General features: G+C 46.6%; 14 protein-coding genes and 2 pseudogenes. 10 read left to right on the top strand and 6 right to left on the bottom strand.

Annotation, left to right across the window (positions count from 1 at the left end; genetic code table 11):
- The first annotated feature begins 267 nt into the window (after positions 1-267).
- Together B5E64_RS07650 and B5E64_RS07645 are read left to right on the top strand one after the other, a co-directional pair.
- Positions 268-1,365 (top strand): aldo/keto reductase, encoded by a 1,098-nt coding sequence (locus B5E64_RS07650; protein ID WP_087167920.1) that lies wholly within the window; start codon positions 268-270, stop codon positions 1,363-1,365.
- A gap of 18 nt (positions 1,366-1,383) precedes the next feature.
- Positions 1,384-1,941 carry a flavin reductase family protein gene (locus B5E64_RS07645; protein WP_087167919.1) on the top strand — a complete coding sequence of 186 codons (558 nt, stop codon included), beginning with the start codon at positions 1,384-1,386 and terminating at the stop codon, positions 1,939-1,941.
- A 57-nt stretch (positions 1,942-1,998) separates the two neighbouring features.
- Here B5E64_RS07645 and B5E64_RS07640 read toward each other — a convergent pair whose 3' ends face one another.
- Together B5E64_RS07640 and B5E64_RS07635 are read right to left on the bottom strand one after the other, a co-directional pair.
- Positions 1,999-2,559 carry a chromate transporter gene (locus B5E64_RS07640; RefSeq protein WP_087167918.1) on the bottom strand — a complete coding sequence of 187 codons (561 nt, stop codon included), beginning with the start codon at positions 2,557-2,559 and terminating at the stop codon, positions 1,999-2,001.
- Positions 2,556-3,125, bottom strand: a complete 570-nt coding sequence (locus B5E64_RS07635) for a chromate transporter (protein ID WP_087167917.1) — start codon at positions 3,123-3,125, stop codon at positions 2,556-2,558. Before B5E64_RS07635 ends, B5E64_RS07640 begins: the two co-directional genes overlap by 4 nt.
- Positions 3,126-3,243: 118 nt before the next feature.
- On the opposite strand from B5E64_RS07635, the gene B5E64_RS07630 reads away from it, so the two are divergent.
- The 5 genes from B5E64_RS07630 (at position 3,244) to B5E64_RS07610 (ending at position 7,309) form a co-directional block, all read left to right on the top strand.
- Entirely contained in the window at positions 3,244-4,167 is a 924-nt protein-coding gene (locus B5E64_RS07630; RefSeq protein ID WP_242960120.1) for a LysR family transcriptional regulator, read from the top strand.
- Positions 4,127-4,723, top strand: coding sequence for a GNAT family N-acetyltransferase (locus B5E64_RS07625; protein WP_087167915.1), 597 nt, complete (start codon positions 4,127-4,129; stop codon positions 4,721-4,723). The genes B5E64_RS07630 and B5E64_RS07625 overlap by 41 nt, the downstream gene beginning before the upstream one ends.
- A 194-nt stretch (positions 4,724-4,917) precedes the next feature.
- Entirely contained in the window at positions 4,918-5,673 is a 756-nt protein-coding gene (locus B5E64_RS07620) for a flavodoxin (protein WP_204247052.1), read from the top strand.
- Between the two features lie 23 nt (positions 5,674-5,696).
- Complete coding sequence (locus tag B5E64_RS07615) at positions 5,697-6,230, top strand: flavodoxin family protein (RefSeq protein ID WP_087167914.1); 534 nt, start codon at positions 5,697-5,699, stop codon at positions 6,228-6,230.
- Positions 6,231-6,262: 32 nt separating this feature from the next.
- Entirely contained in the window at positions 6,263-7,309 is a 1,047-nt protein-coding gene (locus B5E64_RS07610; protein WP_087167913.1) for an aldo/keto reductase, read from the top strand.
- Positions 7,310-7,394: 85 nt separating this feature from the next.
- Here the strand turns inward: B5E64_RS07610 and B5E64_RS07605 are convergent.
- From B5E64_RS07605 to tnpA, 3 genes and pseudogenes are all read right to left on the bottom strand, one after another.
- Positions 7,395-7,589, bottom strand: a pseudogene (locus tag B5E64_RS07605) (cyclophilin-like fold protein); the annotation flags it as partial.
- Between the two features lie 363 nt (positions 7,590-7,952).
- Positions 7,953-9,260, bottom strand: coding sequence for an RNA-guided endonuclease TnpB family protein (locus B5E64_RS07600; RefSeq protein ID WP_087167912.1), 1,308 nt, complete (start codon positions 9,258-9,260; stop codon positions 7,953-7,955).
- Positions 9,232-9,691 (bottom strand): annotated as a pseudogene (tnpA, locus tag B5E64_RS07595) (IS200/IS605 family transposase). The gene B5E64_RS07600 and the pseudogene tnpA overlap by 29 nt, the downstream one beginning before the upstream one ends.
- A 267-nt stretch (positions 9,692-9,958) precedes the next feature.
- On the opposite strand from tnpA, the gene B5E64_RS07590 reads away from it, so the two are divergent.
- Complete coding sequence (locus B5E64_RS07590; protein WP_087167911.1) at positions 9,959-10,207, top strand: hypothetical protein; 249 nt, start codon at positions 9,959-9,961, stop codon at positions 10,205-10,207.
- 19 nt (positions 10,208-10,226) lie between these two features.
- The gene (locus tag B5E64_RS07585; protein WP_087167910.1) at positions 10,227-10,664 is read left to right on the top strand and encodes a cupin domain-containing protein; all 438 of its coding nucleotides are present in this window, start codon (positions 10,227-10,229) and stop codon (positions 10,662-10,664) included.
- A gap of 97 nt (positions 10,665-10,761) precedes the next feature.
- On the opposite strand, the gene B5E64_RS18635 is transcribed toward B5E64_RS07585, so the two are convergent.
- The gene (locus B5E64_RS18635) at positions 10,762-10,881 is read right to left on the bottom strand and encodes a hypothetical protein (protein ID WP_255396442.1); all 120 of its coding nucleotides are present in this window, start codon (positions 10,879-10,881) and stop codon (positions 10,762-10,764) included.
- Between the two features lie 93 nt (positions 10,882-10,974).
- Here B5E64_RS18635 and B5E64_RS07575 point away from each other — a divergent pair, with 93 nt between their 5' ends.
- Positions 10,975-11,346, top strand: a complete 372-nt coding sequence (locus tag B5E64_RS07575) for a GntR family transcriptional regulator (protein WP_087167909.1) — start codon at positions 10,975-10,977, stop codon at positions 11,344-11,346.
- The last annotated feature ends 3 nt before the right edge of the window (positions 11,347-11,349 follow it).

Raw genomic sequence — 11,349 nt, 5'->3', positions numbered from 1 at the left:
GCAATCCAAAGCCAGAAAAACAGCTTAAAACTGTTGCAATTACTCATGATATTATGCAGTTACAACTTCATAAAGTTTTCAATGTGCAGTTACAACTTCAATGTTGCAGTAAGGATTTCAATTAACCGAGTGAAGACCATTAAGCCGTAAACATAGTTTTTGGTTATATATTCCTATTCAGATTAAGTATTTGATCTTGCAAAACCAAAGCTTTATACTGTATGAGCCGGGGAATATCCGGAAGTAAGAATAAAGCGAGGAAGAAAAATGGAATACCGCATCAATCAGAGAACCGGTGACAAAATCAGCGTGATCGGAATCGGTTCCAGTTATCTCTCGGAAACACCGGAGAAAGAAGCATTAGAAACCCTTGAGATGGCGTATGAAAATGGAATCAACTATATCGATCTGGCGGCCGGAGCGGCCAGATGTTTTTCCTACTATGGCAAAGCATTTGAAGCACACAGAAAGGACATGATCTATCAGATTCATTTTGGCGCAGACTACGCATCCGGAGAGTACGGATGGACGACCAATGTGGAACAGATTAAACGCTCCATTGACTGGCAGCTTACAAAGCTCCGTACCGACTACATTGACTACGGATTTATCCACTGCCTGGATAAAGAATCCGACTGGAACGCATACCGGAAAAACGGTGTGCTGGATCATCTTTTGAAAATGAAAGAGGAAGGGCTTGTCAGACATATCGGACTGTCCTCCCATACGCCGTCTCTTGCAAATACGGCGATTGACACGGGACTTGTGGATATGCTGATGTTCTCCATCAACCCGTGCTACGATTACCAGAAAGGGGACTACGCCATCGGCTCTTCCGATGAGCGGATGAGCCTGTACCGTCGCTGTGAAAAAGAGGGAATCGGCATTTCCGTCATGAAAGCATTCTCCGGCGGACAGCTTCTGGATGAACGGACGTCGCCGTTCGGAAAAGCTCTGACAGAATACCAGTGCCTGCAGTATGCATTGGATAAACCAGGTGTGCTGACGGTGCTTCCGGGTCTGAGGGATAGAAAGGATCTGGAAAAACTGCTCGGATTTTTTGACGCTTCCGATAAAGAGAAAGATTACTCCGTGATCGGAACACTGGTACCAAAGGAGGCCGAAGGAAGCTGTGTCTACTGCAATCACTGCCACCCATGTCCGGCAGGACTTGACATTGCTCTGATCAACAAGTACTATGATCTTGCAAAGGCAGGAGATTCCATGGCCGTTGGACATTATCAGAAGCTGGAAAAGAATGCTTCCGACTGTATCCGGTGTGGACACTGTAACCGCAGATGTCCGTTCCACGTAGACCAGATGAGCCGGATGCAGGAAATTGACGCATATTTTCAGCAAGCATAAGAAAGGAGCATTTTCGTTATGAGAAAAAATTTTGGACAGAAAACATGGATGTATCCACTTCCGGTACTGATTATCGGAACATACGGAGAGGATGGAACCCCGGATGCCATGAATGCGGCATGGGGCGGAATTTATGATACAGGAAAGGTAGTCCTCTGTTTAAGCGCTGGACATAAGACAACTGCCAATATCAAGGCAAGAGGAGCGTTTACTGTCAGCTTTGCAGACAAAGCGAACCTTGTTGCATCCGATTATGTTGGTATCGTATCCGCCAACAAAGAGCCGGATAAACTTGCGAAGGCGGGATTCCATACAACAAAGAGCGAGTTCGTAGATGCTCCGCTGATTGATGAGCTGCCGATGGCACTGGAATGTAAGCTGGAAAAAGTAAACGAAGACGGCAATATCATCGGAGAAATCGTCAATGTCAGTGTGGATGAATCCATTCTGGACGCAGAAGGCACGGTAGATCTTTCTAAATGGTGCCCGATTACCTTTGATCCGGTTCACAATACCTATACGGCACTGGGAGAAGCAGTAGGAAACGCATTCAGCGATGGAAAGAAGCTCTGCTGATTAAAATTTAGAAATGAATGATAGAACGGGAGATCAAAGACAGATCTCCCGTTTGTTTTATTCGATAAGCAGAGAAATACCTGCATAGAGAATGCCGGAAAGTACCATGACAAGGATCGGATTTGCCTTCCATTTCTGAAGTAAGAGAAAACAGAAGAAGAAAAGCACGACCAGAATCCAGTTGGTAGAGCCAAAGTGGATCGATCCTTCCGGCCAGAAAGCGGAAATCAGAATCGAGATTCCTGCCGAGGCAATCAAAGCGACAACTGCAGGTCTCAGCGTGGAAAGAACGCTTTGGAGTGCTGCCATATTCCGATATTTTAAGTAGAGTCTTGCAATGATCGTGACGATAATGCAGGATGGAAGAATACAGCCGAAGGTGGCCGCTACGGCGCCTGGAATCCCTGCGATCTTGATTCCGACGAAGGTGGCGGAATTGATGGCGATTGGGCCGGGCGTCATCTGGGAAATGGTAACCAGATCCGTAAATTCCTTCATGGAGAGCCAGTGATTCAAGGTAACGACCTGGTCCTGAATCAGAGGCATGGCCGCATAGCCGCCTCCGAAGCTGAACAGGCCGATCTGAAGGAAACTGAGAAACAGATGAAGGTAAATCATGATGGATCCCCCTTTCTACCCGGCATAAATGTCTTCAGCAGACCGACAGCAATGCAGACAAGGATGATAACGACGGCATTGATACCAAGGCAGGATGCAGCGATGAGGGCTCCCGCCATAATTAAAATAGAGAGCCATTTTTTCTCCAGAAGAATTCCGGCTGCCATTTCCCAGACGACGGATGCGATGACAGCGGCGACGCCGGCCTGCATTCCCTCCAGCACAAGGCTTACGACCCGGTTATCCCGGAACGCCTCATAAAAGATGGAGATCACAGAAATCACAAGAAAAGGCGGAAGGATGGTTGCGATGACCGTAGTGATCGTGCCGGCAATCCCGGCGAGCTTATATCCGACGACGATGGCGCCGTTGACTGCGATGGCTCCCGGGGCGGACTGGGCGATAGCAACCAGATCCAGCATTTCTTCTTCTTCAATCCAGTGATATTGATCGACAAATTTTTTCTTCATCAGTGTTACAATGACATATCCGCCTCCGAAGGTGAAGGCACTGAGATAAAACGTTGATATAAATAACTTTAACAGAATCTTATGTTTCTTTTCCATTGGAATGTCCTCCCTCCTGTTTTAGTATAACTGGTCTTGATCTATATGAAAAATAGTATTATTCTATAAAATAGATAATGAATTTCTTATATATGGAGGAACCATGACACTTCGGCATATGAAAATCTTTGTGTCGGTCTACCAGAACAGTAGCATCACAAAGGCGGCAAAAGAGCTTCATCTGGCACAGCCGTCTGTGAGCGTTACGATCAAAGAACTGGAAGAATATTACGGGCAGCACTTTTTCGAGCGGATTGGAAGACGGATTTATCCAACCGCCGCCGCGAAAGAATTTTACGGATACGCCGTCCACATTGTCTCCCTGTTTGAGGCAATGGAAAAAGAATTGAAAAACGGAGATGAGATCGGGACAATCCGGGTTGGAGCCAGCATTACGATCGGGACTCATATCCTGCCGTCCCTGATGAAAGAATTTCAGGAGCAGTTTCCGGAAATCCGGATGGAGGCTGTCGTCAATCAGTCGGGAACGATTGAAAGGCTTTTGCTGGAAAATGAAATTGATCTTGGCCTGATTGAGAACCAGCCGTCTTCAGATTCCGTATGTGCGGTACCGTTTCTGGAGGATTCCCTTGTAGCGATTGTACCGGCGGAGCATCCTCTGGCGGGGAAGTGCGATGTCACACTGAGAGAGATGGCAGAGAATCCGTTTCTGATGCGGGAAAAGGGAAGCGCCGGAAGAGAGATTCTGGATGCCTGCTTCGACATGGAGCAGATCACCGTCCATCCGGCATGGGAAAGTTCCAGTACCCAGGCGATTGTGCAGGGCGTGGCAAAAGGGCTTGGCGTTGCAGTCCTTCCCTATCTGCTTGTGAAGCGGGATCTGGAACAGGGTCTGGTCTGTCAGGCATTCCTGCGCCGGCCGATTGAAAGAAAACTTAATATTATTTATCATAAAAGCAAATATATTACCAGAAGCATGCAGACCTTTGTCTCCATGTGTCTGGACTATGGAACCCATCAGATAAAGGAGGAACAACAGGATGGAAGAGACGAAAATCCGGATCCGGACAGCCGGTCCTGACGATGCAGAACAGCTTCTCGCGATCTACGCACCTTATGTCGAGAAGACTGCAATTACATTTGAGTATGATGTGCCGGATGTGGAAGAATTCCGGGACAGAATCCGGAGGATTTTAAAGAGGTATCCGTATCTGGTGGCGGAAATATCCGGAGAAGCGGCCGGCTATGTCTATCTTGATTCCTTTGTCGGAAGAAAGGCATATGACTGGTCTGCTTCGGTTTCCATTTATGTAAAAGAACAGGTGCGAAAAACAGGAATCGGACGGGCGCTGTATCAGGCGGTGGAAGAAATTGCCCGGGCACAGCACATCACGAACCTGAATGCCTGTATCGGCTATCCGGAGACGGAAGATGAATATCTGACGAAGAACAGTGCGCAGTTTCATGCCCACATGGGATACCGGTTGGTAGGGGAATTCCACCAGTGCGGATACAAATTCGGAAGATGGTATAACATGATCTGGATGGAGAAAATGATCGGAGAACATGAAGAACATCCGAAACCGTTTATTCCATTTCCGGAGCTTCCAAAATCCGGCCGGGCAGAAAAAGACTGATCTTTGGAGAGAAGGGGATCTCACCATATTTGCGGAAAGAATACCGCAGATATGGTGATTTTTCATTCATTTTTTGTATCATTCCTTATGCAGGATAAGTATTTGTCTCCGGGAAATACCGTCCGTATAATAAAGGTATAGAAGGAAAACCTTCTGTATGAAATGGAATCCAACACAGATGGGAGGACGGATTTATGAAAAAACGAATGATTTCATTATGTCTGGTTTTATCAATGGTATTGACGTTTGCCGGATGCGGCAATGAAAGCAATGGAAGTGCGGACAATACACAGGGAACAACACAGCAGTCCGGAACAGACTCTGCCGGAGACGAGACGGATCCGGAAGATACCGTTCAGGGAACAGCGGAGGAAGATTCGGCACAGACCGGTGAGGAGACACAGGGAACAGGCTCTAACATTCTGGTAGCCTATTTTTCCTGGGCGGAGAATGCGATTCTGGAAGAGGATGTAGATGCCGTTGCTTCTCCAAGCGTAATTGCGCCGGGAAATGTTCAGGAGCTGGCAGGATGGGTGCAGGAAGAAACCGGAGGCGATCTGTTCTCCACTCAGGTTACCGATCCTTATCCAAGCGACTGGGATGCCTGTCTGGAACGGGCAAATGAAGAACGGGGAGAGGACGCAAGGCCGGAACTGACATCCAGTGTCGAGAATCTTGACGCATATGATACCGTATTTCTCGGATACCCGAACTGGTGGTACGGCGTACCGATGGCACTTCTGACATTTCTGGAAGAAAACGATCTGTCCGGAAAACAGGTGTATCTGTTCTGCTCCCACGGAACCGGAGGGCTTGCAGACAGCGTAGAGATTATTTCGGAAGCCGTTCCGGAAGCGGAAATTTCGGATGATATTTTTGACTGTTACGAAGAAGATGCCTCATCTTCTCAGGAGGAGATTCAAAGCTGGGCAGCCGGACTTGGCTATTAAAAAAGAGAATGGAGGAAACACAGATGAAGATTGTTGTACTGGAAGGAAGCCCGAATAAGAACGGATCATCCAACATGCTGGCAGAGCAGTTTATCAAAGGCGCTCTGGAAACCGGGCATCAGGTGGAGGTGATCGATGCAGCACGTGCAAAGATCCATCCTTGTACCGGATGCATTCACTGCGGTTATGACGGACCGTGTATTCAAAAGGATGAAATGGAGCAGATCCGGGAAAGCATTCTCGGAGCAGATATGATGGTATTCGTCACACCGCTTTATTATTACGGCATGTCGGCACAATTAAAAATACTGATCGACCGTTTCTGTGCATTTAACGGAAGCATCCAGAGAAAACAAATGAAATCAGCAGTGATCTCAGCGGCATGGAACAGCGACAGCTGGACCTTTGATGCATTGAAAGCACATTATGACACGCTGGTACGCTACCTGAATCTGGAAGATCTGGGAGCCGTTTACGGAAAAGGCTGCGGAACGCCGTCCATGACAGCGCAGTCCAAATATATGAAACTTGCATATGATCTTGGACGATCCATATAAGGATATTTAATATGAATGAGGAGGAATCAGTCATGAAATACACAAAATTAGGGAATTCCGATCTGCAGGTGTCACGCATCTGCATGGGTTGTATGGGATTCGGTGATGCAAAGAACGGACAGCACAGCTGGACTCTGGACGAGGAGCACTCCAGAGAAATTATCAAACGAGGGCTGGAGCTTGGCGTGAATTTTTATGATACTGCGATCGGCTATCAGAGCGGAACAAGTGAACAGTACGTGGGACGGGTGCTGAAAGATTTCGCGAAGCGGGACGAGGTCGTCGTGGCAACGAAATTTCTCCCGCGGACAGAGGAAGAAATCGCCCAGGGAATTACCGGGCAGCAGCACATTGAACGGATGATCAACACCAGTCTTTCCAATCTGGGTATGGATTATGTCGATCTGTATATTTACCATATGTGGGATTATCAGACACCTCTTTATGATATTATGGACGGGCTGAACCGCATTGCGAAGGCAGGAAAAGCACGTTATATCGGCATTTCCAACTGCTTCGCATGGCAGCTTGCCAAGGCAAACGCACTGGCGGAAAAAGAAGGATTTGCAAAATTTGTATCAATTCAGGGGCATTATAATCTGATTTTCCGTGAGGAAGAAAGAGAGATGGCAAAGCTCTGCGAGGAGGACAATATTGCCATGACGCCGTACAGCGCACTGGCAGGAGGAAGGCTCTCAAAACATCCGGGCGAGACATCAAAGCGTTTGGAAGAAGACAGCTATGCAAGACTGAAATATGATGCCACCGCAGCACAGGACGCAGTCATCATTGACCGTGTGGCAGAACTTGCAGATAAAAAAGAAGTCAGCATGACGGAAGTTTCTCTGGCATGGCTTTTAACGAAAGTAACCGCTCCGGTTGTCGGCGCAACGAAACTCCATCACATTGAAGGGGCCGCAAAAGCAGTAGATTTGGTGCTTACAGAAAAAGAAATCAACTGGCTGGAAGAACCTTACGTACCGCACCGTCTGGTCGGTGTGATGGCGCAGAATACAAAGTCTGCGGCAAAAGAAAGTCATGTATGGTCTACAGGCAATCAGGAGATCGAGACAGAATAGAAAAATCACAAATTTTTTTACGGACAAAGGAGCCGCTGCATCAGTTGCAGCGGCTCTTATAAAATCGTGCGTTCTCTCTTTCCGGTCATTCCGTGCCGGAACCGGATTCAGCTTTCTGTCCATCCTGCGTACCGGCAGTAATCTCCACTGTCCCGCTCATGCTTTCGATCAGCTCTTCGCCGGAAACAGCCCGGCCAAGTTCATACAGACCACCTGCTGCCCCAAAGTCATCATAAAACATAACGACATCGCCCCACGGCTCATAGTAAGCAAGGGTACCGGCACCTGCATCCGCTAGCGGAGTACCTGAGGTGTGAACTACTCACGACTAAAGTCGCGAGCTTCCGATATAGTTTGAACCGACGTTTTTAAGTGACGGCTCACTTGTAAAGGTATTTCCTGCTTCATTTGCCTGATGCCTGCCTTTTGGGCGGGTCTTATTCTGGCTCTCTGTACCGGACTTACGGAAACAGTCTGCGCTATACGCAGTGCAGGCTTTGTGGGCTTTCCACGGCTCCCACGGTTCCCCGAGGTACCACGATCTTTGTTTACGGGTTACAGAATTTATCGACAGCAGCTTTGTTAGCCACATATAGTTTACAGGTGTTCATTTCTAAGGTACAAATTCGGTATTTTTTCTCTCTTACACGGTAACAATGATTCCATTCTTTTGCAGCAGCCGGATTCCTTCGGCGAGGATATTATTTTTTGCATTCACATCCCTGTTATGGTAAGTGCCACATTTTGGGCACTTCCATGAACGGATCACAAGGTCTTTTACCACTGTATTTTGAAATCCGCAACGGGAACAGGTCTGGCTGGATGGAAACCAGCGGCTTACCTGTATGAAATGTTTTCCCTGACGTTCCATCTTATACTTTACCATTGTCAGGAACTGCCCCCAGGAAGCAGAAGATATCTCCTTCGCAAGGCGTCGGTTTTTGACCATCCCACGGATGTTCAAGTCCTCACAGCAGAATACACTGCATCTGTCTACAATCCGGCGACTCAGTTTATGCTGGAAATCTTTCCGCTGGTTTGCAATTTTCCGGTGCTCCGCAGCTACTTTTTGTTTGGCTTTCTCCCAGTTTTTAGAGCCGGTGTGGGTTTCCTTGTCATACTTCTTTCTGGACAGGGATTTCTGCAGGCGACGCAGACGCTTTTCATGGATACGGATCCACCGTGGGTTCGGTATCTCTTTTTCCCAATCTTCGCCGCCGATAATAGCAAATAGCTTGATTCCCATATCTGCAGCCATGATATCACGAACCGACATTTGATTCAGCTGCACTGGGGATTCTACAACTGTTTCCAATTGTAAGGATGCGGTATAACGATCCCCTTTCTTTTTCACTGCAACGGAAAGGATGGATGTCCCATGCGGCACCAGGGTTTGAATGGTCTGCTTTTTCGGCAGGATAAACCGTACCAAGCCAACTTTCGGCAGCTTGATATATGGCAGTCCGTCATGCTCTTCCAGGCGGATATTGTTACCTGTCCACTTTGTAGTATAGGTATTCCCTGACGGCTTCCATTTAGAAGCAAATTTAGGGAACGCGGCCCAACCTTCAAAGAAGTTTTTGTATGCCGTGTCCACATGCTCTATGGCGGATTCCAGGGCAAATTTATCAGAAAGAGTCAAAAAACTATACTGTTCCTTTAGTTTTGGGAAGTATTTCTTTTTATAGACATCCACGGGTAAAGTTTTCCTGGTTTCTTTGTAATAAGCGATACGGTCATTCAGATATTGATTGCGCATAAAACGTGCGTTCCCAATTTGTTGCGCAAAGCCGGCTCTCTGGCTGTCGTCCGGGATCAGCTCCATCACAAGGTCATAGTTGTGAACCCTGCAGCCATACGGTTCCAGGGCTTCATTTTTTGCTTTTGTGATATCGAATGCACGGCCGGAAAACCGGAACACGTCACCTTCTTTTGTTACAGTTACCGCCATGTTCTGCCTCCTTTTTCTGACTGTTAATATACGCTTCTATCTGTACTGTGCTCCGTTCGCTGACAGTTGCCACAAAATAGGATGGGTTCCACAAATGCCCGCCCCAGAGGGATTTCTTCAGGTCTGGATGCGCCATAAACAGCCATCTTGCAGCATTTCCTTTCAAGATTTTAATTGCATCGGAAAGCCGCAGTTGCGGTTTGCAGCTGACAAGCAGGTGAATATGGTCAGGCGACCTCCATGGCAAGACATTCCATCTGCAGTTGTTCCATAGTTTCCAAAAGGTGCCGTTTTGTTTCAGCTGCAACCATCCCGACAAGTACGGGTTTCCGGTATTTTGTCACCCAAACAATATGATATTGTAAAAGATACACGTATCCCCTACCATGTGTAACGTTGGTATGTTCTGTAAAAATATAGTTTTTATCCATATTTAAAGTATACCATATACAGGTAAAAAGAACAAACGTTCTGCTTGATTTGATTTAAAAAAGGACGGCTTACTCACGACTAAAGTCACGAGTGTGCACCGTCTATTTCATCAAATACCTATATATAATGCTTTGCCATAGCTTGCACGAATGATAGAATGTATAATCAAAAGCTATGTCCCATTATAATGAATAGGTATTTGCTATTGTGGCGGCAGAAGACTATACTGATATCAGAAACAGAATTAGAGATAGGAGTGAAGCACTGTGAGGAAACAGGTTCATTCACCACCGGACAGCGAAGCGGTAATTCAGAACCTGATCGATGCCGGGTGTGATGACAAATTGGTAGAAGAATTTCTCTCACTGGAAGAATCCGGCCAGACCGGAAAACAGCTGACATTACTGTCAAAGCACCGTCAGAAGCTGCTGGACCGGGTGCATGTGGAAGAAAGACGGATCTACTGTCTCGATTATCTTGTATATGAAATTCAAAAACAGCAGAAGAAAAATTAGTTTTGCAGGAGGTATCAGTATGAAAACAATGAACGAAGAAGTATTCAGCAAAGAAAACGTATTTGGAAAAGGACAGTCAAACACAGCCTACGCACAGTATTTTATCGGAGAATCTTTCCTGAATCCGCTGACTTCAGCAGGCTCTCCGGCAGTCGGACTTGCGAATGTCACATTTGAACCGGGATGCCGGAATAACTGGCATATCCACCATGCTGACAAGGGCGGCGGACAGATTCTTATCTGCACAGCAGGAGAAGGATGGTATCAGAAAGAAGGAAAAGAAGCAGTCAGCCTGGTACCGGGTACTGTTATCACCATTCCGGCAAACGTAAAACACTGGCATGGAGCAAAGGCAGACAGCTGGTTCAGCCATATAGCAATGGACGTACCGGGAGAAAATGCTCAGAATGAGTGGTGCGAATCTGTAACAGATGAAGAGTACGCAAAACTCGGCTAATAAAACGAAGTAAAGAACTTTAGAAACAAATAAAAAGCTGTGAATGACCCGAAATGGGATTCACAGCTTTTCCTTCTTGTAGAATTATTTTGCAGCGTTATAAAGATAATGTAACAGTTACATCGCCATCTCCAAGGATCTGCTTCAGCTCTTTTGCCGAAATATGATCGATCGTGCCCAGCCGTGTAAAATTCCAGCTGTTTCTGTCGTAATAGATGACAAACTCAAAAAACTTAAAATAAACAGTGTATAACAGTTGACAACAGTTATATACTGTTATATACTGTTTATTAAGAAGAGGAGGAACCAGATGAAACTGATAATTAACAGTTCTTCCATGATTCCGATTTATGAACAGATTGTAGAACAGATTAAAGGGATGATTCTCAATGGTACATTACAGGAGAATGACATCCTGCCCTCGGTCCGAAGTCTTTCCAAAGACTTGAAGATCAGTGCCCTGACAGTGAAGAAAGCGTACGATTCTCTGGAACAGGAAGGGCTCACCGTGACGATTCACGGAAAGGGAACATTTGTTGCAGCTGCCAATCAGGAACTGATGAAAGAAGAGCAGCGCAAAGAAGTAGAAGCCGATTTTGAACTGGCCATTCAGAAAGGCAGACGCTACGGCATGGAAGATAAGGAATTTCGGGAGATTTTAGAACTCATTTTGGAGGAATAGGCT

This window comes from Drancourtella sp. An12, assembly GCF_002160935.1.
GTDB lineage: Bacteria > Bacillota > Clostridia > Lachnospirales > Lachnospiraceae > Sellimonas > Sellimonas catena.
The sequence above is the reverse complement of the archived record's forward strand: the minus strand, read 5'-3'. Positions and strand labels throughout refer to the sequence as shown.